Genomic DNA, 22,787 nt, shown 5'->3' on the forward strand with positions numbered 1-22,787 from the left:
TGATGTTGCTGGTCGAACCGGCGCGCCCGCGCGTGGTGCGTGAACATCCGATGGCGGGCTGGCTGGCGGTGGCCACCGTGTGCTTCGGCGCGTTCATGGGCCAGTTGGACGCCAGCATCGTCACGCTGACGTTCCCGGCCCTGCAGGCGGAGTTCCACGCGCCGCTCGCGGCGGTGGAGTGGGTGTCGCTGGCCTACCTGCTCACCCTGGTCGGCCTGGTGGCGGCGGCCGGGCGGATCGCGGACGCGAAGGGCCGCAAGCTGATCTACCTGTACGGGTTCCTGGTCTTCACCGCGGCTTCGGCGGCCTGCGCGCTCGCCCCCGGGCTCGGCTGGCTGATCGGCTTCCGGATGCTGCAGGCGGCCGGGGCGGCGATGCTGCAGGCCAACAGCGTCGCGCTGGTGGTCACGAGCGTGCCGCGGGACAAGATGCGCGCCGCGCTCGGGGTGCAGGCCGCGGCGCAGGCGCTCGGCCTGGCATTGGGGCCGGCGCTGGGCGGCGTGCTGGTCGGCACGGTGGGCTGGCAGTGGGTGTTCTGGGTCAACGTGCCGGTCGGCATCGTGGCCCTGGTCGCGGGCCGTTACCTGCTGCCCCGCACCCGGCAGCGCACCCGGCTCGGCTCCTTCGACTGGCCGGGGCTGGTGGCACTGGCGGTGGCGACGACCGCGCTGTTGCTGGGCGTGTCGGCGGTTTCCGGGCTGCCGTTGCCGTTGTGGGCGGGCCTCGCGCTGATCGCGGTCTCCGCCCTGGGGTTCGCCGCGTTCGTGCTCCGGGAACGACGGGCCGCGGATCCGTTGGTGGACCTGAAAGTCCTGCCCCCGATGGCCGGCCTGGCCGGGGCGTTGTGCGCCTATCTCGTGCTTTTCGGGCCGTTGACGCTGTTTCCCCAGGTGCTGGGGGCGCACGGGAGCGCCGGGCTCGTCCTGACCGCGCTGCCGGCCGGGTTCGCCGTCGCCGCGGTGTTCGCCGAACGGCTCCTGCCCCGGCGCTGGGGCGCCCGAGCGCGGGGCCTCGCCGGTGCGATCACGGGAACGATCGCGGCCGGGGTGCTGGCCGTGGCGCCTTCCGTGCCGGTCTGGGTGGCCGTGTGGTTGTTCGTGCTCGGCCTCGGACTCGGGGTGTTCATCCCGGCCAACAACTCCGCGATCATGGGCGCGATTCCCCTGCGTGTGGCCGCGACCGGGGGCGGCCTGGTGAACATGGCTCGCGGCCTCGGCACCGCCCTCGGCGTGGCGATCGTTACCTTGTTCCTGCACGTGGCCGACGCGACCGGCGCGCCGGGTACCGGTCCCCGGCTCGCCCTGGCCGCGCTGCTCGTGTTCGGGTCCGCGGCCGCGGTGACAGCGGTGGCTTCACGGCCCGGGAAGGGACCATCATGACCACGCTTGCTTCACCACCGGACGCGCACTCGCGGGACGAGGCGGAACTGGCCGACGTCATCGCCCGCCTCCGCCGGGCGATGCGCCGCGCGGCCCGCGTCACCGACCCGGGCAATTCCCTTTCGGTGGCGCAACTGGAACTGCTGTCCTGCCTGGCGGAGAACCCCGGCGCCCGGCCGAGCCGGATAGCGCGCCTGCTGCGCCTGGCGCCGAACTCGGTCACCACGCTGGTCAACGGACTGCGCAAGCAGGACCTGATCACGCGCGCGGACGGCAGCGACGACCGTCGAACGGTCTCACTGACCCTCACGCCGGCCGGCGAGCGGGCCGTACGGCAATGGCGTACGACCAACACCGCCATCCTTCGCGGTGCCCTGAACGAACTTCACCCGGCCTGGCGGCATCTGCTCACCGCGGCGCTGCCCGCGCTGTCCGAACTCGTCCACGCCATCGACACCCTCGCCGAGCCCTCGGAAGCCTGACCAGGTCTTATCGCGTGACCGGAAAAGGTTGTCCGACCCGAGGCTGATTTCGGGCGGGAAAAATCAGGGTGACCCCCGGATGAGTCCGTCGCGCGCGACCCGGGATGCTGACGCGATGGGGATATCGTTGCGCCCGCCAGTGACCGTGGGGTCACCGTCGATCGCGGGGTTCGCGGGCGTGCTCGTGCTCGTGCTCGCGACCTCGGTCGTTCCTTTGCCGACGGCCTTGCAGGTGGCGTTCGGGCTGACCGGGATGGGCGTGGTCGTGCTCGCCTGGCTCCGGCTGGGCCGGAGCGCGGCGCGCATGTCGGTGCGTGAGCTTTCCTGGACAGCCGCGGCATGGTGTTTGCCTCTGCTGTTCGCGCGTCCGCTGTTCAGCGGCGACATCCGCAGTTACCTGGCGCAGGGGGTGATCGCCGCCAAGGGACTGGATGTCTACCGGCTTTCCCCCCTGGCGGCGCTCGGCGCGAACTCGCCGGTGACCCAGCAGGTCAGCCACTACTGGCAGGACACGCCGGCACCCTACGGGCCGGTGTGGATCGCGATTTCGCGCGCCATCGCCCACATCGCCGGCGAGAACCTGTTCGTGACGTTGTTCCTGAACCGCCTGGTCGAACTGGCCGGTGTCGCCCTGATCGCGTGGGCACTGCCGCGGCTGGCGCGGCGCCTCGGGGTTTCGCCGGGAATCGCGATGTGGCTCGGGCTGCTGAACCCGTTGGTGCTGTGGCATGTCGTGGCCGGCGCGCACAACGACGGCCTGATGATCGGCCTGGTGCTCGCCGGAATGGAGATCGCGCTCGGTGGCTCGTCCCGCCCGTCGCGGCTCGTCGCCGCGCTCGCGCTGCTGGCGGTCGCGGCGAACATCAAGATCGTGGCCGCGGCGGCGATCTGCTGCCTCGGTGCCGCGTGGGCCCGGCGATGGGGCCGCACGGCCGGTCGCGGTGCCTTGGTGATGCTCGGTGTACTCGGCGCTTCCGCTCTGGCCTTCCTCCTGATCTCCTGGGTGACCGGCCTCGGCCTGGGCTGGACGTCAGCGCTCGGCTCGTCGACCGATGTACACAGCTGGATGGCCCCGACCAACCAGCTCGGTTTCCTCATCGCCGGCCTGGGCGCGCTGGCCGGTGCGAACATCACCTCCGCCGCGATCGCGGTGACCATCCGGCTCGGCGCGGTTCTGGGCGCGCTCGCCTGCGCGACCGTGGTGTGGAAGATCTTCCGCGGCCGCGTGGATCCCTTCGCCGGCCTCGGTCTCGTCTTCGCGTTGATGCTGGTCACCGGACCGGTCGTGCAGCCGTGGTACCTGCTGTGGGCGATCCTTCCGCTGGCCGCGAGCGTGCGCGGGGGCCGCGGCCGCCTCGCGCTGGTGGTGCTCAGCACGGTGGCCGCGATGCTCCTGCCGCCCGGCGGGACAGGCGCGATGGCCTTGGTGGCGGGCTATCTCGGCGGAGCCGCGCTGCTGGCCTTGATCTGGCGGCTTTCCCTGGGCGGATGGCGCGGAACCGGGCTGTTCGCCATGCCGCCCGAACCGGAGGCGGCGGATTCCCCGGTTTTGGAAAGCGCTTACCGGACCGGGTGAGCGGGCAGGGGAGTGTGCCAGTCGAGGAGTGCGGTGAGGGCCGGGTTCGCGCGCGGGGGACGGCGGTTCTGGTGGGCCAGCGCGGCGTTGCCGACCGCGGACGGCGTCGGCGCCGCGCGGCTCGCGGTCAACTGGGCGCTGACTTCGATGTTCTGCTCGACCCGGGGTCTGCGGTGTAGTTCGTAGCGCTCCAGCCCCGCGGCCTGCGTTTCGCTGTCGCGCAACGCCTTGGCGAGGACGACGGCGTCTTCGAGAGCCATCGACGCGCCCTGACCGGTCGCCGGTGAGGCCGCGTGGGCGGCGTCGCCGATGAGGATGGCGCGGCCGCTACGCCAGCGGATACCCGGGCTGAGGTGCAGGGCGTCGGTCACCATCAGGTCCTCGCCGGTCTCCGCGACGATGTCCGCGGCGGGAGTGGCGTCGGGCCGCAGCAGGGGCAGGAGTTCGTCCCGCAACCGGGCCGCCGTTTTCCGTCCGTGCTCGGCGGACGACGGCGGGCGCGGCACCCTGGCGAACCAGAACGTTTCTCCGGCCGGGGAAGACAGGCAACCGAACGCGGCCCCGCTGCCGCGGATCATGGTGATCCGGTCCCGGTCGTCCAGCGGCTTCGCCCGCGTGGTGTAACCGTAGAAGACGCGTTGTCCGGCATAACTCGGTCCGGCCGCCGGATCGAGGCAGGACCGCACGGCCGAATGGAGACCGTCGGCTCCGACGAGGAGGTCACCGGTGGCCGACGTGCCGTCGGCGAACCCGGCGGTGATGCCCGCCGCGTCCTCGGTGATGCCGACGAGCCGGGCGGAGTGCCGGAGGGGGATTTCCCGGCGCCGGACTTCCCGCCGCAACGCCGACGCGAGTTCGGCGCGCCGCAGGCAACGGTAGTGGGTCAGGGGGTCGTCGTCCTCCCCGAGGGGCACGTCGACGAGCGCGGTGCCGGTGGCGTCCAGGACGGTCATTTTGGTGACCGGAAAACCGATTTCGGCAACGATTTCGGCCGCGCCGAATTGGGCGAGTGCACGCATACCGTTCCCGGCCAGCGTAAGGAAGGCCCCGATGTCGGCCCCGGTGTCCGGATGCGCCTCGTAAACGGTGACGTCGAAACCCGCCCGGTGCAACGACAATGCCGCCGCCGGTCCGGCTATCCCGCCCCCGACCACCAGAATCCCCGTCAAAGCCACTCTCCTCCCCGAAGGAAACTCTGGTGAATTGTGGCATCCTCACGGCGAGCCCGGTTTTCGCGGTGATCACCTCAGCGCCGGAGTACCTGACGGCACCGCGCGGTGCGGTCCTGCCAGCCGAGTCGTTCCAGTTCCGGGGTGTCGCTGTCGGAAAGAGGACGGCCGATACACAGATAGGCCACCAGAGCCCAGTGCTCGGGCACCGCCAGCGTGCGGGCGGCCGCGTGCGGATCCAGAATCGACACCCAGCCGACGCCGATACCGTGGGAGCGCGCCGCCAGCCAGAGCGTGTGCACGGCCAGCACCGCCGAATACCGCAGGGTCTCCGGCATGGTCGCCTTTCCCAGGCCATGGCCCTGTTCGGTGCTTTCGTCGCAGAACACGGCGAGATGGGTGGGCGCGTCGCGAAGACCGGACAGTTTCAGGGTGGCGTATCGCTCGGCCCGCGCGCCGGAATAACCGGCGAGGGCGTCGGCGTTGGCCCGCTCGAAGTTGGCGGTGATCGCCGCTCGCGTGGCCGGTGCTTCGACCGACACGAACCGCCACGGCTGCGAGTTGCCGACACTGGGGGACAGGCACGCCGCGTCCAGGATCCGCTCGACGAGTCCGGCGTCCAGCGGAGTGGGGTCGAAGTGGCGGACATCGCGCCGCCAGCGCAGCAACTGCTCGAACGTGTCCTGGAACCGTGGTTCGAACACGGGCGGAACGGTGCCGTGTTCTCCCGGTGCGGCCGGCACCATCTTCCGATCCCCAGACGCCATGTCTGCACGATAGCGCCAATCCTCCCCACCCCGGCCTGGCCGACTCGAGTCGTCAGCATATGTTGACGCCTGTGGGTTGTCAGCATATGCTGACGGACATGGAACCGACACTGGAAATCGCGCAGGGCGCCACCAGCAACGACCCCGACGTGGGGCTGCGCGCGGTGGCCGCACTGCGGGAACTCACCGAACGGCTGGAGATCCTCCAAGTCGAAAGCGCCCGGAAGCTGGGCTGGTCCTGGCAGGACATCGCCGAACGGCTCGGCGTCACCAAACAGACCGTGCACCGCAAGTACGGCCGGCGAGTGGGAGGTCGATGATGTTCGAGCGCTTCACTCCGGAGGCCCGCACGGTCGTCGTCCACGCGCAGGAACACGCGCGCCGTCTCGGGCACCGCTACATCGGCTGCGAACACCTCCTGCTCGCCGTGGCCGCCAGTCGGCAGCCTGTCGGCGTTGTCCTGCGGGAGCAGGGGATCACGCCGGACCGCGTCGAGGAGGAAATCGTCCACCGGGCCGGCCTCGGTGGCGGAGGAGCCCTGTTCAGCGACCTCGACCGGGATGCGCTGGCGGCCATCGGGATCGACCTCGATGCCGTGCGTGCCCGGGTGGAGGCATCCTTCGGACCCGACGCCCTTATCCGCGCGGCCAACGCCATGCACCGAGGGCCGCGTCCGTCCCGGCTGAACCCGCGCCGCGCGGTTCCTCCGCGCCTGCGGCGACTGATCGGCCGCCTGTTCCGTCGCCTGTTCCGTCGGCGCCGTCCCGTCCTCGGCGCGCCGGCCTCCGCGTCGATGGCCACCGGTCGCTACCACGCCACCGGTCCTGTTCCCCGTGGGCACCTGCCGTTCACCACTCGTGCCAGGAAGTGCCTGGAGAACAGCGTTCGCGAGGCGCAGGCCATGCGCGACCACCACATCGGTGCCGAACACCTCGCGCTCGGCCTGGCGCGGATGGAAGGCGGGCTGGTGGCCCCGATTCTGCTGGCCCTCGGCGCACCGGGAGCCGCGCTGCGCGTCGCGATCCTCGACCGTTACCGGCAGGCGGGCTGACCCCGCGGAGGAGTCCGGCCCGCGTGGTGTAACCCTGGCGCGTATTGGTCTGCCGGATGGGGTTCCATGGGAGCGGGAGGCCGGATGGTGACAGGTGGGACAGCGGTTCTGGCAACGACATAAACCGACCGGACAGGACGAACACGATCCGGGGGACGACGGGTCCGGGCCCGCGCGGCTGCGGGTGGTGGGCGCGGACGTCTATCCGGACTGGGAGGCGATCTACCGGGACAATGTGGAGCGGGTGTACCGGCTGATGTTCGCGAAGGTGGGCAACCGGCCCGACGCCGAAGACCTCACCACCGAGGTCTTCTTGACCGCCTTGCGGCCGTTGCGGGTTTCGGCCAGCGTGGGCGAGGTGCGGGCGTACCTGCTGGAGACGGCGCGCACCGTGCTGGCGTCGCATTGGCGGCGCACGCTCGGCCGGGAGGTGACGACGCTGGACGACGAGCGGGACGTGCCCGTGCTCGAAACCGGGCAGGCCGATCCGCTGACGCCCGCGTGCGTCGAGGCGATCCTCGCCGAGTTGCCCGACCGGTACCGGCGGATCCTGCAGCTCCGGTTCCTGCAGGCCTGTTCGATCAAGGAGGCCGCCGTGGAGCTCGGTGTCACCGTCGGCAACGCGAAAGTGCTGCAGCACCGGGCACTGCGCCAGGCCGCGCAGGTCGCGGAGAGGATGGCGACGTGAGTACGCGCGGAGTTCGCCGGTTCGTCGAAGACCTCCTGCGGCAGCGGCGGCCACGCCGGTTCGCCGCCGAACCGGACGACGAGGCCGAACTGCGCACGGCGATCATGCTGCGGGACGCCCGGCCGGGCAGCGGAGTGCCGTCGGAGGAGTTCGTCACCGGCCTGCGGCAACGGCTTGCCACCGAGTTGGACGGCGAAACGGCTCCGGCTCAGGGGGGAAACCGCCGGCGGTTCGTCCAGATCACCTCCGCGGCGGCCGCGACCGCCGCCGTGGCCGGGGCAGGTCTGGACCACATCCTGGTGACCGCCGGGACGAGTGCCGGGCCGGCGCCGGACCGGACGATGGTGCCGGACACCGGTGAGTGGCGGGCGGTGGTCGCCGCGAGCGACCTCCCGGAAGGCGGTGTGCGCGCGTTCGACCTCGGCGCCGTGGCGGGGTTCGTGCGACGCGCCGGCGGCCAGGTGCAGGGCGTGTCGGCCACCTGTACGCATCTCGGGTGCAGGCTGGCGCTGGACGCCCCGCAACGGCGGCTGAACTGCCCGTGCCACCGGACGGCGTTCACTGTGGACGGTGCCGTGCTCTTCCACCAGCTCCCCGTCGAGCCTCCGCCACTGCCGCATCTGATGGTGCGCGAATCCGGCGGTGTCATCGAGGTCTTCGTGCCCCCGGTGGCCACGTAACCCGCCCGCGTATGACAAGGCATGAGAAATCTCGTTGGGGTACAACGACTTCTGGTCGTCATCGTCCTCGGTGCCGGACTGGCCGCCTGTACCGCGAACCAGCCGGCACCGCAGGCGCCCGCACCGTCGGCCATGTCGATGCCGGTCATGCCCGCGCCCGCGAGCAGCGGTCCGGTCGCGACGAATTCGGTGTCCATAAAGGACTTCGCGTTCGGTCCTTCGGAGGCGACCGTGCGGGTCGGTGCGACCGTCACGTGGAAGAACGCCGATCAGGACCCGCACACCGTGACCAGCACGGGAAACGCGGGCCCACTGCGGTCGCCGACGCTCGCCCAGGGTGAGACCTATTCCTACACTTTCACCAGACCGGGCCGGTACGACTACCTGTGCACGATCCACCCGTTCATGACGGCCACCGTGACGGTGACACCGTGACCGCCGAAGACGAGCCCGGCCCCGAGGGCATGACCCGCCGCCAGTTGTTGCGCCACACCGCGTGGTTCGGCGCCGCCGTGGTGCTGACCGTCGCGGGTGGCGAGGTCATCAGCCACGTGCCGGCACCGGGCGAGGAGGCCACGGACGCCTTCGCCGATCCCAACGCGCTGCGCTTCGTCCAGGTCAGCGACAGCCACCTGGGCTTCAAGGGGACGGCGAACACCGCCGTCGAGGAATCCTTTTCCCACGCCATCGACCAGATCAACGGGCTGGGATTCCGGCCTGATTTCGTCATGCACACCGGTGATCTCACGCACCTGTCGACGCCGGCGCAGTTCGACCAGGTCAAGCAGATGATGAGCGCGCTGGACACCGGGAAGGTGCTGACCGTTCCCGGTGAGCACGACTCGGTCGACGACGCCGGCCGGAAATACCGGGCCGCGTTCGGCGCCGGAACGGCCGGTGACGGCTGGTACAGCTTCGACGTCAAGGGCGTGCACTTCATTTCCCTGGTCAATACGCTCAGTCTGGAGAAACTGGGCCACCTCGGCACGGACCAACTCGACTTCGTTCGCAAGGATGTCGCGAAACTGTCCTCGGACACCCCGATCGTGGTCTTCAGCCATATTCCGCTGTTCGAGATGTACCCGGCGTGGGGCTGGGGAACCGACGACGCCACCGAGGCATTGTCCCATCTGCGCCGGTTTTCCTCGGTGACCTGCCTGAACGGGCACGTCCACCAGTTGTTCACCAAGACCGAAGGAAACGTGACCTTCCACAGCGCCACCACGACCGCGTATCCGCTGCCCGCCCCCGGCACCGCGCCCGCGCCGACCCCGGTCACCCTGCCCGCCGGGAAACTCGGCGACGCGCTCGGCATCCGGGAAGTCGCCTACCGCCCGGGAAAACCTGGCCTGGCGATCAAGGATGTGAAGCTCGCATGACCCGTCCCGCGATCCGGTTCGCCGTCGCGGCCTGCACGGCCGCGAGCGGCTACCTCCACACCGATCTCTACCTCCACGGTTACCGGTCGATCCCCCTGGTCGGTCCGGCCTTCCTGCTCCAGGGCGCCGGTTCGTTCGCGATCGCGCTCCTGCTCCTGGCAGGCGCGCCGCTCGTGGTCCGCCTGGGAGCCGCGGGCCTGGCGCTCGGTGCGCTCGCCGGTTTCGCGCTCTCCCGGACAGCCGGCATCGGGAGCTTTGTCGAGCACGGTTTTCAGCCCGCGCCACAGGCCTTGATCAGCGTGCTCGTGGAGGTGGCCACGCTGGTTCTCCTCGTGGCGCCCGTTGTCATGGCTTCAACGGGCCTGGCTCGTCGAAACCGATCCGTTTCTTCAGAGTCTGGTACTCGTCTTCAGTGATCGCGCCGGACTGCTTCAGCCGGAACAGCCGGTTCAAATCCTCGAGCGTCCCGGTCGTTTCCGGCTCGGTGACCGGGCGCTCGGCCGGCTCGGCCGGTCCGGCGATGACGATCTTGGTGCGGTCATCGGGGTCGTACCGCACCGACAATTCTTGCCCGGCATAGGGGAGTTCCAGCCGGGACACGGTTTTCCTCGTGGTGGCACGGAAGTCCGGTGAGCCGTCCGCCGGGGTGACCCGCAGGTCGAACTCGACCCGGGGGTTGTCGTTCACGGTCATTCCGGTGTCCCGGAACGTGATGACGGTCCCGGTACCGGCCAGCCCGGTCGCCATCAGTCGCGAGCGCTGCCGCGCGTCGGCCACCATCCCGCCGAGGACCAGCAACACGAAGCCACCGAAGAGGGGGACGAAGCCGGTGATCCACAGCGCGAACCGCGAATCGAAGCCGAAAGAGAGCATCACCGCGCCGATGGTGATGAGCAGCAAACCGACGAGCGTCCTCACCGCTGTCTCCAATCCCCCGACGACCGTGCCGACCGCGATCGGCACACGTCGTCGTTCTACCACGGCGGCCACGTCGCTGACGACTGATCATGGTGCCCCGATTGACGCAACCTGTTGGTTGCCATAATATGGCAACCAACAGGTTGCTACAGAGTGGAGACAGTCATGGGATTCCCTGATCGCATCGAGCGCACCGTCGAGATCGCTCACCCGCCGGCGGCGGTATGGGCGGCGATCACCACGCCCGAGGGTCTGGGTGCCTGGTTCGGCGACGAGGCCATGATCGACCTTCGCCCGGGCGGGGCGGCGCGAATGAGCTTCACCGGCGGGTTCACCACCGCCATGCGCGTGGAACGGGTGGAGGAGCCGACGGTGTTCGGCTTCACCTGGCCGATGAACGGGCTGCCCGAGGACGACCCACGCCGCACCTATGTCGAGTTCACCCTTGAACCGGTCGAGACGGGCACCCGGCTGACGGTCGTCGAGACCGGCTTCGCGCAACTGCCGGACGAGACCTACCGGTCCGAATACGACTCCCACGTCAAGGGCTGGGCGAGCGAACTGGGCGAGCTGGTCGACTACCTCGATGCGGCCTGATATCGAGGCGATCGCGGAACAGGTCTTCATCGCCCTGGCTGATCCGAGCCGGCGTGCCATTCTCGCCACGCTGGCCTCCGGTGGCCCGGCCACCGCCACGGATCTGGCGAACCGGCTGCCGATCACGCGGCAGGCCATCGCCAAGCATGTGGCCCTGCTGGCCGACGCCGGTCTGGTGACGGCCGAACCGGGGGAGCGGCGGCGCATCCGGTACCGGTTGCGCTCCGCTCCGATGCAGGTGGCGCAGCAGTTCCTGGCCGCGATGGCGCGTGACTGGGACAGCTCGCTCGACGCCCTGAAGGGCCACCTCGACCGGCAGGCCGGTGAAGCCACGCGGCCCGAAAACGACGGACCACCAACGAAATGACGAAAAGGAGAAAGGTGATGACCAGTCACAGGACGGGAACACGCGAGGAATGGCTTGCCGCGCGGCTGAAACTGCTCGAGGCGGAGAAAGAGCTGACCCGGCGTGGAGACGAGGTGACCCGGCAGCGGCAGGAACTGCCCTGGGTCCGGGTCGACAAGGACTATCGCTTCGAGACGGAGGAGGGGGCGGCGTCGCTGGCCGATCTCTTCCGCGGGCGCTCCCAACTCCTCGTCTACCACTTCATGTTCGGGCCCGACTACACCGCCGGGTGCCCGTCGTGCTCGGCGGTCGCCGACGGCTTCAACGGTTTCGCGGTTCACCTGGCCAACCACGACGTCACGCTCAGCGCGGTGTCGCGTGCCCCGCTCGCGAAACTCCACGCCTACCGGGAAAGGATGGGCTGGACGTTCCCGTGGGCGTCTTCCTACGGCAGTGATTTCAACTTCGACTTCGGAGCGGCACACACCAAGGAGGAATGGGAAGCGGGTGTCGTGGCGTACAACTTCGCCGAACAGGACATGCGCCCGGCGCCCGGTGAGGAGAGTTCCCGCGACGCCTTCACCCAGTCGATCGTCGGCACGGACTGGCAGACCTACCGGCGTGAAGGGCCCGGCGTGAGCGCGTTCGTGCTCGAGGAAGGCGTTGTCTACCACACGTATTCGACGTACGCGCGAGGGCTGGACGCCCTGTGGGGCATGTGGCAATGGCTCGATCGTGCTCCCCTCGGCCGTAACGAGACCGGCTATTGGTGGCGACGGCACGACGAATACGAGAACGAGACGGTGGCGGCCGGTTAGCCGGACGGGGAAGGGCCCCGGGGCCGGTCACTGCGCCGACCGGCGACGACGGCTCAATCCGTGCTCTCTTCCACACTCAGCTGGCGCGGCAGACCGCGATTGTCCGTGCGCACCCATTCCTCGACCAGGCGTCCCTGGTCGTCGAAGCGGAAGATGTTGATCAGATCGAACACCACGCGCCTGCCGTTGTGGGGTAACGGGCCGACGGGTGAATGGGTGAACTCGCGGACGAAGGTTCCCTCGATCCATGTTTGGCAGGCCACGTAGTCGCCCTCGGCCACCACGGTGCCGCGGCGGATCGACCGGTCGGCGAAGGCCGCGCCTCGGTCTGGTCGCGGCCGGCCTGGGCATCACGGTCATCCCTGACGTGGCCATCCCTTCGCTGCCTGCCGGAGTGCGGGCGGTGGCGGTCACCGACGCGCATTGGCCCGGCCGCACGACCGTCTCGGTGGCCGCACCGCACCCTTCCGCGCAGGCACAGGCGATGGTGACAGCCCTCCAGGAAACGGCCACCGGTCTCCACAACGCTTACCAGGAAGGTACTGTGCCGATCGTGACCAATCCGACCACAGGCACGGCGGAACCGGTGCTATAAAGCCAGACTGGCTGCGGTCCGTCTCCTGCTTTTGGTCGGATTGGTAAGTAGGTTGCCTTGTCTTGCCATTCTGGCAAGGAAACTTGTCAGACCTGTGCCCGCTGACGCACGCTGACGGGTATGAGCGATGGTGATCACGGCCGGCCGGGCGGCGTGTTGAGCGAGGCCGGGGAATGGGACGAGCGGTACGCCGGCGCGGACCGGATCTGGAGCGGTGAGCCCAATGGCGCGCTTGTCCGCGAGGTGGCCGATCTGCCGCCGGGGCGGGTGCTGGACGTCGGATGCGGCGAGGGCGCGGACGCCGTCTGGCTTTCGTCGCGCGGATGGGACGTCACGGCGCTCGACGTCTCGGGGGTCGCGCTCGACCGGGCGCGATCGCACGCGGACGCGGCAGGGGTCGCGGTGACCTGGTTGCACAGTGGCCTGCTGGACGCGACACTGCCCGACAGTGGCTTCGACCTTGTCTCCGCGCAGTATCCGGCGCTGCGCCGCACGCCGGGTGACGACGCCGAACGTGCTCTGATCGGCGCCGTCGCGCCTGGCGGCATCCTGCTCGTGGTCCACCACGACATCCGTGACCGCGTGGCCGTGATCGAGCACGGTTTCCACCCGGACGACTGGGTGGGGCCGCGTGATGTCGCCAGGCTGCTCGGCCCGGGCTGGGAGATCGAGGCCGACGAAGTGCGGGAGCGCGTGATCAACGGCGGATCCGGCGCGCACCACACCCACGACGTCGTGTTGCGTGCCCGGCGAGCGGGCTGAGGAACCGTTGCCGCGTCACAGTTCCTTGGTGACGAAGGTGCGGAAGTCCCGGGCCGGACGACCGGTCACCCTGGCCACGGTGTCGGTCACCCGGTCTTCGGCTCCGGCGGCGATCGCGACGTCCAGTGCGGCCAGGATGGCGGCGAATTCCGGGGGAAGGGGGGACAGCCGCTTCACCAGTTCCGGCGCCTCGACGGCGCGGTGGACGACCGGACGGCCGGTGACCTCGCCGATGATCGCGGCCGCCTCCGCGTAGCTGAGCGCCTCGGGGCCGGTGATCAGGTGTTCGGTGTTGTGCGGGCGCTGGTCGGTCAGCGCGCGGACGGCGACCGCGGCGATGTCCTCCGCGTCGACGAACCCGACCCGGCCCGAACCGGTCGCGGTGACGATCTCACCGGCGCGCACTCCTCGCGCCACCGGATGATCGCCGGTGAAGTTGTTCATGAACCAGCTCGGCCGCAGCACTGTCCATTCAGGACCGACGGTGCGCACCAGACGCGGCAGCACGCCGAGACCGGGGGTCTCGTCGGTGACGGCGGAGGAACTGAGCAACACCATCCGGCGCACGCCCGACTCGGCAGCCTCGTGCAGGAACGGTTCGACCAGCGGGACCGGATCGGCCACGCCGATCGGCGCGATCAGGTAGACCGCGCCGACCCCTTTCAGTGCGGGGCCATGCGTGTCGCGGTCGGCCCAGTCGAAGCGGACCTGTCCAGGCTCGCGGGGTGTCCGGGTGGCCGGCCGGGCAGGCACGCCCATTTCGGCCAGCCCGGCGGTGACGCGCGAACCCGTGGTTCCGGTGGCGCCGATGACCAGGACTTCACGCATCGCCGCGTCCGGTGAAATCGGTTCCGGCGTTCAGGCCCAGCGGCGACCAGTAGTCGCGGTAGGCGGCGATGTGCCCGTCCCGCACCGTGATCACGCTGATGTAGCGGCGCCGGTAGGACTTTCCGGTGGGGATCTCCACGCCCTCCACCTCGACTTCGGCGATGATCACCTCGGGGTCGGTGGTCTCGTGCACGGTTTGCTCGACGACGCCCTTGACGTCGAAGACGTCCGGGTAGCCGCGGAGGTACTCGCGGACCGCTTCACGGCCGTCCAGGCGCGTCGGCCAACCGGGTGGGGCGAACGGGAATTCCATGGTGCCGTCGGCGGCCCACAGGTCGGCGAACCCCGACATGTCCTTGGCCAGCAACAGCTCCAGAGCCTTGTCAATTACCTCGCGCGGTGTCATCCCTGCTCCTCAACGAGACCCAAAACGATGGACGGGTCGGTACCGTCCCGACCATAGCACGACGGACGGTACCGTATCGTCCATCCGCTAGAGTGGCCCGCATGAAGCGTCGTGAGCCGTCCGGGGCGGCCGTGCTCCAACCCGGTATCACCGCCGCCATCGCCGACGCCGTGCTGGCCGAACTGGTGGAACGGGGCTACGCGCGGCTCTCCATGGAGGGTGTGGCCAAACGCGCGGGCGTGGGCAAGAGCGCCCTTTACCGCCGATGGCGCACCAAGCGGGAAATGGTGCTGGCGGTGCTCGCCGAGATCACCGTGCCCATGGCGGAGGCCGCCGACACCGGCACCCTCCGAGGGGATATCCGCGCCTCGGTGGACGCGATCACCGCATGGCTCACCGAACCGCCGTTCTCCCGGATCATTCCCGACCTGGTGGCCGAGTCGGCCCGGACGCCCGAACTGGCCAAGGCGATCGCGGCCACCATCGGCGAGCCCCGGCGAGCGGTCGGACGGCCGAGGCTGGAACGCGCCATCGCTCGCGGCGAACTGCCCGCGGGCACGGACCTGGAGATGGCCCAGGACCTGGTGGCCGGGCTGGTCTACTGGCGGATGGTGGTGCGCCAGGCGCCGGTCGAACCGGACTATCCGGACCGCGTGACCGACACCGTGCTGCGCGCCTTGGGCGCCGTTCCGGACTGAACCGATCAGCCGGCGCCGGTGAGGAACTCGTCGAGCAGTTTCGTGATCACCGAAGGTTGTTCCAGTGTGCTGGAATGCCCGCAGTCACCGATGATGTGGAGTTCGGCGCCGGGAATGAGCGCCGCGATCCGCCGGGCCCGTTCCGGTGGGGTGGCGCGGTCGTCGGCGCCGGTGACGACCAGGGTGGGCGCGACGATGGTGGTGATCTCCGGCTCCACCGGCGCGCGGTCGGCCACCCCGAAGACCGCCCGCCGAAGGGCGGAGCGATCGATGGAAGCCAGCCGGTGCGCCCATTCACCGATGATCGGCTCGCTCGCCGGGTCGCTGAGGAACGTGGGACCGAAGAGCAGCGGGGCGACGTTGCCGAGCACCGGTTTGACGCCGAAAAACCGCTGGAACCAGCCGAGCAGCTTGTATTCACGCGCGGCACGCCGGTCCTCGGCGGCGGCACTGGTGCCCAGCAGGGTCAGTGAACGCAGCAGGTGCGGGTGCCGGGCGGCGAGGCGCTGCCCGACGAAACCACCCATCGACAGGCCCACCCAGTGCACCGGTGCGAGACCGAGTTCGCCGATGAGGGCGACGGCGTCGGCGGCGAGGGTGTCCATGCCGTAGTCCCCTGCGGCGGCAGGGCTTTCCCCCTGCCCGCGCCAGTCGAGCGTGACGCAGCGGTAGCGATCGCGCAGGGCCGCGATCTGCGGACGGAACATCCAGCCACCGAAGAGCAGGCCGTGTCCGAAAAGGACGGTGGGAGCGTCACGGGGTCCTTCGTCGTGGTAGGCGATCGTGGCGCCGTTGGCGGTGACGGTCGGCATGGCGTCCGCCTACCGCACGGCCAAGGTCAGTTCGGCGGGCCCACGGACGTTGATGCGCCCGTTCCAGCGCACCCGTTCCACGACGGCCTCGGGGAATCTCCGTACGAACCGGCTGAACGCGATCCTGGCTTCCAGCCTCGCCAGCGGCGCGCCGAGGCAGTGGTGCGCACCCGCGCCGAACGAAACGTTGCGGTGGGCGTCGCTCCGGTCGAGACGCAGTTCATCCGCGTCCTGGCCCCAGAACCCGGGGTCCCGGTTGGCCGCCGCGATGCACGCGATGACATAGCTCCCGGCTGGGATCTCCACCCCTTGAACGGAAAGCGGTTCGCGCGTGATCCGCCGCATCAGGTGGACCGAACTGTCGTAGCGCGAAAGCTCTTCCACCGCGTTGGCGGCGAGCTTGGGATCTTCGCGGAGCCGCCGCGCCTGACCGGGATCGCGTGCCAGCGCGAGGATTCCGTTCGCGAGAAGATTCACCGTGGTTTCGTGGCCCGCGATGTAGAGGAACATGACCTGCGCGACGAGTTCGTCCCCGGTGAGCGCGTCGGACTCGTGCCGCGCGGCGAGGAGGCCGGTGATCAGTTCGTCGCCGGGGCGGGTCCGTTTCCCGTCGATCAGCTCACGGATGATCTCCGTCAGCTCCTTGTTCGCGGCCCGGATTTCCGCGTGCAGGCTTGGTGACGGCATCGGTTCCAGTGCGCGCACGAGCGTTCCGGTGAGCTCGCGGAGGCGGTCGTGGGCCACCGCCGGGGTGCCGAGCATTTCCGAGATCACCGTGAAGGGCAACGGAAACGCGAGTTCGGCGACCACGTCGACTTCCCCCTTCGCGGCCATCCGGTCCAGGGCCTCGTCGACCAGTTCCCCGATGCGCGGCTCCAGCGCGTCCACGGCACGGCGCGTGAACGCCTGCGAAACCAGGCGCCGGAGCCTGGTGTGATTCGGCGGATTCTGGTCCAACATGGACAATCCGCGCATCGGCCGGTTCTCGCTCGGCGGCACGCCGGTATCCCTCTTCCACAGGGGAACGTGGGTGAGGTCCCGCTCGTCGACGGAATGGGACGCTCGCTGAAGCCTCACGACGTCGTCGAAACGCGACAGGAGCCAGAAACCGAGCGGATGGTGGTAGGCGGGCGCTATCTCGCGCAGCTTCGCGTAGTGGGGATAGGGGTCATCGCCGAAGCCGTCGGCGAAGGGATCGAAGACGAACGTCACCGGCGTTCCCCCGCGAGTTTGAGGTTGCGCAAGGTCACCAGCCCGGTGGCGCAGTGTGTTTCTTCGTCTCCGGCCACCGCGTAGAGATCGGCCGCGGCGACGGTCAGGGTGCGGCCCGCGTTGACCACCCGGCCGCGCGCGACGACCTTCTCGCCCTTCGCCGGGGCGACGATCTTCACCGTGTAGTCGACGGTCATGTTCACCCAGCCCCGGGGGAGAAGCGTGGCGGCCGCGCTGCCACCGGCGAAGTCGGCGAGCGAGCCGAGCACGCCACCCTGGAAGTAGCCGTCGTGCTGGGTCAGCTCGGGCCGGTGAGGCTGGATGATCTCGGCTTCACCAGGCGCCATCCGGCCCAGCGAGAAGCCGAGGTGCAGCGCGGCGGGCATGGTCAGCAGCGCGGCGGTCACGGCGTCTTCGAAGTCGGGGTTCGGCGCCGTCGTCGGCACCGCTGAAGTCACACTCGTCACGGCTGGACCGCTCCTTCTTCCCGGTGGGGGCGAGTCCACGGTTCGAACTCGCCGTCCAGATAGCGCTTTCTGGCCGCGGCACGCATGATCTTGCCGCTGCTGGTCTTCGGCAGCCGTCCGGGCATGGTCAGGACCAGCTCCCCGATGGCCAGCTCGTGCTCGGCCAGCACGGCCGCCCGGATCGCGCCCGACACGTCGAGCGGGTCCGCCTCCATGCGGTGTTCGCGCCGGATTTCCTGGACCACGACGAGCTTTTCGCCGTTCTCCCCGGCGACCGTGAAGGCGGCACCGCATCCGGGCCGCAGCGCCGGGTGAGCCTCCTGCACGGTCTGCTCGATGTCCTGGGGATAGTGGTTGCGGCCCCGGATGATCAGCAGATCCTTCAGCCTGCCCACCACGAACAGTTCGCTGTCGGCCAGCACGCCGAGGTCCCCGGTCCGGAGATAGGTACGGCCGCTGTCACCGTCGCAGATGGCCCGGAGGGTTTCGGCGGTCGTATCGGGGCGTTTCCAGTAACCCTGGGCCACATGCGGACCGGACACCCAGATCTCCCCGATCCTGTCGTCCGGGCACGAACGCCGCGTGTCCGGGTCGACGATGCGCACCTCTTCGCCGGGCAGGACGAGGCCGGATCCCACGAGCGGCCTGCCACCAGGCACTTCGGCGAACCTCCGGCGACCGAGTTCGCCGGCGTCGACCTCGGCGATCCGCGGGCCGCGGCCCTTACGGCTGCCGGTCACGATCAGAGTCGCCTCGGCGAGGCCGTAGCAGGGGTAGAGCGTGCCTTCGTCGAAGCCGGAGGGCGCGAAGGTCTCGGCGAAGCGGCGCAGGGTCTCGGGGCGGATCGGCTCCGCGCCGTTGAACGCGACCTTCCAGCAGCTGAGGTCCAGTTCGGGGATGCCGCTCTTCGCGGCATGCTCGACACAGGCGTCGAACGCGAAGTTCGGCCCGCCGCTGGTGTGCGCGCGGTAGCGGGAAATGGTTCGCAGCCACAACAGCGGACGCCGGATGAAGGCCGCCGGGGACATCAGGATGCTCTTGGCGCCGACATACAGCGGCTGGAGGACGTTGCCGATCAGCCCCTGATCGTGGAAGAACGGCGCCCATCCGACCACTGTGGACTTTTCGTCGTGCCCGAAGGCATACCGGATCATCTCCTCGTTGGCCGCCAGGTTCCCGTGGGAAACCATGACGCCCTTGGGCGCGGCCGTGGACCCCGAGGTGTACTGCAGGAACGCGAGGGTCTCGGCGGAGGACACCGGCGGTTCGAATCCGGTTTCGTCCTCCACCATCTCGTCCACGGCGAGCCAGTGCGACGGACCGCCCGGGTAGTCCAGGGCGCTCCGGAGCTTTTCGACCATGGCGGCGCTCGTGAGTACCGCGGCTGCTTCACAGTCCTCGGCGATACCCCGGGTGGCGTCCTGGACGCGGCTCCGGCGTGGCGGGTTCACGGGCACCGCGACGACTTGTGCGTAGAGACATCCGAAAAAGCCGACGATGAAGTCGAGGTTCTGCGGGAACGCCAGCATGGCGCGGTCCCCGGGCGCGCACCGCCGGCTCAGTTCTCCGGCGACGGCGAGCGCGCGGGCGTACAACTCGCGGTAGGTGATCGAAACGGTCTCTTCCCCGTCTTCGTTCAAGAACACGTAAGCGGTGCGGTCCGGAATCCGGATGGCATGCTCGGCGAGAACATCGGGAATCACTCGACCACTCCCAGGCGTCCGGCTCACGACGCGCTCCGCACCGCGACCGGGAGGCGTTCGAGACCGCGGACGATGAAACTCCCGTCCTGCCACTCACGGGGCCCGGCCAGTGGTTCGAGACGTTCGGCGTGCGTGAAGAGGCGTTCGAAGGCCACCGTCGCCTGCAACTGGGCGAGCAGACCGCCCAGACAGCCGTGCATCCCGTGACCGAACGCGAGATGCCCTGGTGTGGAGCGGGTGATGTCGAACGCGTCCGGCTCGGCGAACACCGCCGGATCGCGGTTCGCGGCGCCCAGGCACAGGAGCACCTGATCGCCTTCCCGGATCACCTTGTCCCCGATCGTCGTCTCCCGGGTGGCAAGGCGTTTGGTCAGCTGGAGCGGGCTGTCGTAGCGCAGCGCCTCGTCGACGGCGCCGGACGCCAGGTCCGGCCGCGAGCGCAACCGCCCGGCCTGATCCGGATGCTCGAGAAAGGCGAGCGTTCCGTTGCCGATGAGGGACTTCGTGGTTTCGTTGCCCGCGACGAAACACATGATGCACACGAACACGAGTTCCTCGTCGGTCAGCCGGTCACCGCCCGCTGTCCGCGCGGCCAGCAGGGAGCTGACCAGGTCCTTGCCCGGCTGCCTTTCCCGGTTCCGGACGACCTCGTGCAGCGCTTCGGAAAACGTTTTCACGACCGCACCGACGCGTGCGAAGTCCTCGCCCTTCATCAGGCCGGGTTCGAGCAGGAACCGGATGTCGTGTGTCCAGGAGCCGACCTGCTCGCGCAGGTCGCCCGGCAACGCCATCCAGTCACACAGGACGGTGATCGGCAGTGGCGCCGCGAAGTCCGTGATCACGTCCATGCCGCCCCGGTCCCAGGCCCGCCGCACCAGCCGCTCCGCGATCGCCGAGACGAGCGGGCGCAACCCGGCCACGGCCCGCGCGGTGAAGACCCGGTTCACCAGGCCGCGCAGCCGGGCATGATCGGGATTGTCGGTGAACACCAGGGATTTCCGGCCCAGCCGTTCGATGCGCTCGGCGTCGTCGCCGGAATCTCCCGCCTGCCGGCTGACCAGTTGGGGGATGAGTCCCGCACTGAAGGAGCGGTCCAGCAGGACCTCGCGCACGTCGGCGTGCCGCGTGAGCACCCACATTCCGAGCGTCTTGTGGACCGGCCGGGTTTCGCGAAGCGCCCGGTAGAGCGGATACGGGTCCTGGCGGAACTCCGCGCTGAAGGGATTGAACCGGACCGGCGCCTGAAGGTTCATCTCGCACCGCCGTCGAAGAAGCCACGGGAATAGGGCCGGAGCACGATCCTGAGCAGGCAGATCTTTCCCATCCGGAAGCCGAGGGCGGACAGCTTGAGGTAGCGCTGGTACCGGGCCACCACGTCCGGGCCGACGAGTTCGACGGCCTCGTCGCGGCGCGAACGCAACCGGCTCGCCCACTGTTCGCACGTCCAGGCATAGTCCAGGCGCCCGTTGCGCAGGGAAACCATCTCGAACAGACCGTCCACAGCGGACGCTATCTCCGCGAGCGTGGGGAGATCCGCGTCGGGAAAGATCTCGCGCTGCATGAAGTCGCTGGCGTCTTCGGGCGCCATGTTCGCGTAGGCGATCGTCTGCACCGACAACACGCCGTCGTCGTGCAGCCAGTCCCGGCAACGGGTGAAGAACTCCCGGTAGGTCCGGATCTTCTCCGCGGAAGAGTCCCCGGAACCGGCGAAATGCTCGAAGGCGCCGATCGAAATGATCCCGTCGAACCGGGCTTCGGGCTCGTAGTGCAGCCAGTGCTCGGTCTGCACTTCGACGCGGGAAAAGTCGCGCGAGCGAACGAAGGCCGCCTGCTCGTCGCTGAGCGTGAGCCCGACGGCTCGGCGTATTCCGGGTGTCGCGGAGAGTCGTCGCAGAACCGAGCCCCACCCACACCCGACGTCCAGTACGCTCTCCGCGCTGCCGGCTCGCACGGCGTCCAGGTGGTACCGCAGCTTGCGCTCCTGTGCGGAGTCCAAAGTGTCGTCCGGGCCGTCCGGCATGGCGCAGGAGTAGGTCAGCGAACGGTCGAGCCACAAGCCGTAGAACTCGTTTCCGACGTCGTAGTGGTGCCGGATGGCCGCTGCGGCGTCGGCGGGGGTGACCATCGCTAGACCGCGCTGCGCTGGGTTCGCGCGTGCAGGTAATCGGCGACCGCGTTCAGGTTCGGGTTGGCGAACAACTTTTCCGGTGAGAGGTCGACGTCGTAGCGCTCCTCGACCTCCATCAGCAACGAGACGGCCAGCGCCGAGTCGATGCCCAGCCGGTCGAAGTCCGCCTCCGGGTCCACCGCGTCGACGGGGGTCGCCAGGAGGTCGGCGACATACTCACGGCACCACTGGAGAATGGCGTCCTTGCTCGTGTCCATTGCTTTTTCCTCATGCTCGTTCTTCACGCGGAAGGTCCGCCGGCGGGGGTGGTTTCGGTCATGCGCTTGGCCGCTCGCCGGTCTTCGGACGGCGTTTTCAGATCCCAGGCCAGGCCGCCCGCGGCGAGCAGCCTGATCAGCCAGTAGCCGGGGTCGAGCCGGTACCAGTCCAAACCGAACGACGGCGATTCCGGGAAGGCATGGTGGTTGTTGTGCCAGGACTCGCCGAGCGTCACCAGGGCGAAGATCGCGCCGTTGCGGCTGTTCTCCCGGGACTCGTACGGGCGGGTGCCGAACATGTGCAGGAACGAGTTGATCGCCCAGACGATGTGCTCGAGCAGGAAGATCCGGACCAGGCCGCCCCAGAACAGGCCGCTCACCGCCCCGGTCCAGCTCAGCGAGACGAGACCGCCGACCAGCGCGGGCACGGCGATGCCGAGCACGACCCAGTGGTAGTAATAGCGGGCGACGCGCACCAACGCGCGATTCTTGAGCAGGTCCGGCGCGTAATGGACGATGTTGGGATATTCGTGCCGCCGCATCCACAGGAAATGCGAATGCGCCAGCCCCCGGAGCCGGCCCTTGAAGCCACGGCCGGACAGGTTCGGGGAATGCGGGTCGCCCTCGCGGTCACTGTATTCGTGGTGGCGCCGGTGCAACGCGACCCACGACACCAGCCCGCCCTGGCCCGCCATCGAACCGAGGATCGCGAGCACGACCGCGACCGGTTGTGCCGCCCGGAAGGTGCGATGCGTGAACAGCCGGTGATAGCCGACGGTCACGCCCAGTCCGGTCAACAGCCACATCGACAGCAAGAGCACGAGGTCGGTCGTGGAGAACGGGCGCACCGCGAGAAACGCGAACGCTCCCACGGTTCCCGCGATCGGTGCCACATCGAACAGCAGGAAATGACGGCGCTGCAACCGATGCAGGTAGGGACTGCTGATCACTTTCCGGCGCGGAGCGGGCTTCTCTCGCTCCGCGAGGAGTTCTTCGGCCATGCCACCCTCCCGAGGTGCTCAAGCCGGACGATGTGGAGCGTAAGGACGGCGGACGCCCGCACGGTCCG

29 protein-coding genes and 1 pseudogene are annotated in these 22,787 nt (G+C 69.3%); 16 read left to right on the forward strand and 14 right to left on the reverse strand.

Annotation, left to right across the window (positions count from 1 at the left end):
* Window positions 1-2: 2 nt before the first annotated feature.
* From ACFSXZ_RS10910 to mptB, 3 genes are all read left to right on the forward strand, one after another.
* Window positions 3-1,379: an MFS transporter gene (locus ACFSXZ_RS10910; protein WP_378263976.1), complete on the forward strand. Its 1,377-nt coding sequence runs from the start codon at window positions 3-5 to the stop codon at window positions 1,377-1,379.
* Window positions 1,376-1,861, forward strand: a complete 486-nt coding sequence (locus ACFSXZ_RS10915) for a MarR family winged helix-turn-helix transcriptional regulator (protein ID WP_378263978.1) — start codon at window positions 1,376-1,378, stop codon at window positions 1,859-1,861. Before ACFSXZ_RS10910 ends, ACFSXZ_RS10915 begins: the two co-directional genes overlap by 4 nt.
* Before the next feature lie 115 nt (window positions 1,862-1,976).
* On the forward strand, window positions 1,977-3,437 hold the full coding sequence (mptB, locus tag ACFSXZ_RS10920; protein WP_378263980.1) for a polyprenol phosphomannose-dependent alpha 1,6 mannosyltransferase MptB: 1,461 nt from the start codon (window positions 1,977-1,979) through the stop codon (window positions 3,435-3,437).
* Here mptB and ACFSXZ_RS10925 read toward each other — a convergent pair.
* Window positions 3,422-4,606 carry an FAD-dependent oxidoreductase gene (locus tag ACFSXZ_RS10925; protein WP_378263982.1) on the reverse strand — a complete coding sequence of 395 codons (1,185 nt, stop codon included), beginning with the start codon at window positions 4,604-4,606 and terminating at the stop codon, window positions 3,422-3,424. The genes mptB and ACFSXZ_RS10925 overlap by 16 nt on opposite strands.
* A gap of 77 nt (window positions 4,607-4,683) precedes the next feature.
* On the reverse strand, window positions 4,684-5,373 hold the full coding sequence (gene bluB, locus ACFSXZ_RS10930; RefSeq protein ID WP_378263984.1) for a 5,6-dimethylbenzimidazole synthase: 690 nt from the start codon (window positions 5,371-5,373) through the stop codon (window positions 4,684-4,686).
* 98 nt (window positions 5,374-5,471) lie between these two features.
* Between bluB and ACFSXZ_RS10935 the strand changes: the two genes are divergently transcribed.
* From ACFSXZ_RS10935 to ACFSXZ_RS10965, 7 genes are all read left to right on the forward strand, one after another.
* On the forward strand, window positions 5,472-5,693 hold the full coding sequence (locus tag ACFSXZ_RS10935) for a helix-turn-helix domain-containing protein (RefSeq protein WP_378263986.1): 222 nt from the start codon (window positions 5,472-5,474) through the stop codon (window positions 5,691-5,693).
* The gene (locus ACFSXZ_RS10940; protein ID WP_378263988.1) at window positions 5,690-6,424 is read left to right on the forward strand and encodes a Clp protease N-terminal domain-containing protein; all 735 of its coding nucleotides are present in this window, start codon (window positions 5,690-5,692) and stop codon (window positions 6,422-6,424) included. The genes ACFSXZ_RS10935 and ACFSXZ_RS10940 overlap by 4 nt, the downstream gene beginning before the upstream one ends.
* Before the next feature lie 94 nt (window positions 6,425-6,518).
* Window positions 6,519-7,112, forward strand: a complete 594-nt coding sequence (locus tag ACFSXZ_RS10945; protein ID WP_378263990.1) for an RNA polymerase sigma factor — start codon at window positions 6,519-6,521, stop codon at window positions 7,110-7,112.
* Entirely contained in the window at window positions 7,109-7,792 is a 684-nt protein-coding gene (locus ACFSXZ_RS10950; RefSeq protein ID WP_378263992.1) for a QcrA and Rieske domain-containing protein, read from the forward strand. Before ACFSXZ_RS10945 ends, ACFSXZ_RS10950 begins: the two co-directional genes overlap by 4 nt.
* A gap of 21 nt (window positions 7,793-7,813) precedes the next feature.
* A complete protein-coding gene (locus ACFSXZ_RS10955) occupies window positions 7,814-8,227 on the forward strand; it encodes a cupredoxin domain-containing protein (protein WP_378263994.1) in 414 nt (137 codons plus the stop codon).
* Window positions 8,224-9,171 carry a metallophosphoesterase family protein gene (locus ACFSXZ_RS10960; RefSeq protein ID WP_378263996.1) on the forward strand — a complete coding sequence of 316 codons (948 nt, stop codon included), beginning with the start codon at window positions 8,224-8,226 and terminating at the stop codon, window positions 9,169-9,171. The genes ACFSXZ_RS10955 and ACFSXZ_RS10960 overlap by 4 nt, the downstream gene beginning before the upstream one ends.
* A complete protein-coding gene (locus tag ACFSXZ_RS10965) occupies window positions 9,168-9,587 on the forward strand; it encodes a hypothetical protein (protein WP_378263998.1) in 420 nt (139 codons plus the stop codon). The genes ACFSXZ_RS10960 and ACFSXZ_RS10965 overlap by 4 nt, the downstream gene beginning before the upstream one ends.
* On the opposite strand, the gene ACFSXZ_RS10970 is transcribed toward ACFSXZ_RS10965, so the two are convergent.
* Window positions 9,517-10,152 (reverse strand): DUF3592 domain-containing protein, encoded by a 636-nt coding sequence (locus tag ACFSXZ_RS10970; protein ID WP_378264000.1) that lies wholly within the window; start codon window positions 10,150-10,152, stop codon window positions 9,517-9,519. The two genes, ACFSXZ_RS10965 and ACFSXZ_RS10970, sit on opposite strands and share 71 nt — an antisense overlap.
* Before the next feature lie 102 nt (window positions 10,153-10,254).
* Here ACFSXZ_RS10970 and ACFSXZ_RS10975 point away from each other — a divergent pair, with 102 nt between their 5' ends.
* Genes ACFSXZ_RS10975 through ACFSXZ_RS10985 form a run of 3 tightly spaced genes read left to right on the forward strand, consistent with a single transcriptional unit; the run spans window position 10,255 to window position 11,850 of the window.
* The gene (locus ACFSXZ_RS10975; RefSeq protein WP_378264002.1) at window positions 10,255-10,686 is read left to right on the forward strand and encodes an SRPBCC domain-containing protein; all 432 of its coding nucleotides are present in this window, start codon (window positions 10,255-10,257) and stop codon (window positions 10,684-10,686) included.
* Entirely contained in the window at window positions 10,676-11,053 is a 378-nt protein-coding gene (locus tag ACFSXZ_RS10980; RefSeq protein ID WP_378264004.1) for an ArsR/SmtB family transcription factor, read from the forward strand. The genes ACFSXZ_RS10975 and ACFSXZ_RS10980 overlap by 11 nt, the downstream gene beginning before the upstream one ends.
* A gap of 17 nt (window positions 11,054-11,070) precedes the next feature.
* A complete protein-coding gene (locus tag ACFSXZ_RS10985; RefSeq protein ID WP_378264006.1) occupies window positions 11,071-11,850 on the forward strand; it encodes a DUF899 domain-containing protein in 780 nt (259 codons plus the stop codon).
* Between the two features lie 53 nt (window positions 11,851-11,903).
* Here the strand turns inward: ACFSXZ_RS10985 and ACFSXZ_RS10990 are convergent.
* Window positions 11,904-12,158: pseudogene (locus ACFSXZ_RS10990) on the reverse strand (ester cyclase); the annotation flags it as partial.
* 59 nt (window positions 12,159-12,217) lie between these two features.
* Here ACFSXZ_RS10990 and ACFSXZ_RS10995 point away from each other — a divergent pair.
* The gene (locus ACFSXZ_RS10995) at window positions 12,218-12,445 is read left to right on the forward strand and encodes a hypothetical protein (protein WP_378264008.1); all 228 of its coding nucleotides are present in this window, start codon (window positions 12,218-12,220) and stop codon (window positions 12,443-12,445) included.
* A gap of 120 nt (window positions 12,446-12,565) precedes the next feature.
* Window positions 12,566-13,207 carry a class I SAM-dependent methyltransferase gene (locus tag ACFSXZ_RS11000; RefSeq protein WP_378264010.1) on the forward strand — a complete coding sequence of 214 codons (642 nt, stop codon included), beginning with the start codon at window positions 12,566-12,568 and terminating at the stop codon, window positions 13,205-13,207.
* A gap of 15 nt (window positions 13,208-13,222) precedes the next feature.
* On the opposite strand, the gene ACFSXZ_RS11005 is transcribed toward ACFSXZ_RS11000, so the two are convergent.
* Together ACFSXZ_RS11005 and ACFSXZ_RS11010 are read right to left on the reverse strand one after the other, a co-directional pair.
* Window positions 13,223-14,035, reverse strand: a complete 813-nt coding sequence (locus tag ACFSXZ_RS11005) for an NmrA family NAD(P)-binding protein (RefSeq protein ID WP_378264012.1) — start codon at window positions 14,033-14,035, stop codon at window positions 13,223-13,225.
* Complete coding sequence (locus ACFSXZ_RS11010) at window positions 14,028-14,441, reverse strand: nuclear transport factor 2 family protein (protein WP_378264014.1); 414 nt, start codon at window positions 14,439-14,441, stop codon at window positions 14,028-14,030. The genes ACFSXZ_RS11005 and ACFSXZ_RS11010 overlap by 8 nt, the downstream gene beginning before the upstream one ends.
* A 101-nt stretch (window positions 14,442-14,542) precedes the next feature.
* On the opposite strand from ACFSXZ_RS11010, the gene ACFSXZ_RS11015 reads away from it, so the two are divergent.
* Window positions 14,543-15,139, forward strand: a complete 597-nt coding sequence (locus ACFSXZ_RS11015) for a TetR/AcrR family transcriptional regulator (protein WP_378264016.1) — start codon at window positions 14,543-14,545, stop codon at window positions 15,137-15,139.
* 5 nt (window positions 15,140-15,144) lie between these two features.
* On the opposite strand, the gene ACFSXZ_RS11020 is transcribed toward ACFSXZ_RS11015, so the two are convergent.
* Genes ACFSXZ_RS11020 through ACFSXZ_RS11055 form a run of 8 tightly spaced genes read right to left on the reverse strand, consistent with a single transcriptional unit; the run spans window position 15,145 to window position 22,719 of the window.
* Complete coding sequence (locus ACFSXZ_RS11020) at window positions 15,145-15,951, reverse strand: alpha/beta fold hydrolase (protein WP_378264018.1); 807 nt, start codon at window positions 15,949-15,951, stop codon at window positions 15,145-15,147.
* Between the two features lie 9 nt (window positions 15,952-15,960).
* On the reverse strand, window positions 15,961-17,163 hold the full coding sequence (locus tag ACFSXZ_RS11025) for a cytochrome P450 (RefSeq protein ID WP_378264020.1): 1,203 nt from the start codon (window positions 17,161-17,163) through the stop codon (window positions 15,961-15,963).
* Window positions 17,160-17,630 (reverse strand): PaaI family thioesterase, encoded by a 471-nt coding sequence (locus tag ACFSXZ_RS11030; RefSeq protein ID WP_378264022.1) that lies wholly within the window; start codon window positions 17,628-17,630, stop codon window positions 17,160-17,162. The genes ACFSXZ_RS11025 and ACFSXZ_RS11030 overlap by 4 nt, the downstream gene beginning before the upstream one ends.
* Complete coding sequence (locus tag ACFSXZ_RS11035) at window positions 17,627-19,333, reverse strand: fatty acyl-AMP ligase (protein ID WP_378264024.1); 1,707 nt, start codon at window positions 19,331-19,333, stop codon at window positions 17,627-17,629. The genes ACFSXZ_RS11030 and ACFSXZ_RS11035 overlap by 4 nt, the downstream gene beginning before the upstream one ends.
* Window positions 19,334-19,356: 23 nt before the next feature.
* Window positions 19,357-20,586, reverse strand: coding sequence for a cytochrome P450 (locus ACFSXZ_RS11040; protein WP_378264026.1), 1,230 nt, complete (start codon window positions 20,584-20,586; stop codon window positions 19,357-19,359).
* Window positions 20,583-21,458: a class I SAM-dependent methyltransferase gene (locus tag ACFSXZ_RS11045; protein ID WP_378264028.1), complete on the reverse strand. Its 876-nt coding sequence runs from the start codon at window positions 21,456-21,458 to the stop codon at window positions 20,583-20,585. Before ACFSXZ_RS11045 ends, ACFSXZ_RS11040 begins: the two co-directional genes overlap by 4 nt.
* 2 nt (window positions 21,459-21,460) lie before the next feature.
* Window positions 21,461-21,718, reverse strand: a complete 258-nt coding sequence (locus ACFSXZ_RS11050) for an acyl carrier protein (protein WP_378264030.1) — start codon at window positions 21,716-21,718, stop codon at window positions 21,461-21,463.
* Window positions 21,719-21,741: 23 nt separating this feature from the next.
* On the reverse strand, window positions 21,742-22,719 hold the full coding sequence (locus ACFSXZ_RS11055; protein ID WP_378264032.1) for an acyl-CoA desaturase: 978 nt from the start codon (window positions 22,717-22,719) through the stop codon (window positions 21,742-21,744).
* Between the last annotated feature and the right edge of the window lie 68 nt (window positions 22,720-22,787).

This window comes from Amycolatopsis pigmentata, assembly GCF_042684065.1.
Taxonomy (GTDB): Bacteria; Actinomycetota; Actinomycetes; order Mycobacteriales; family Pseudonocardiaceae; genus Amycolatopsis_E; species Amycolatopsis_E pigmentata.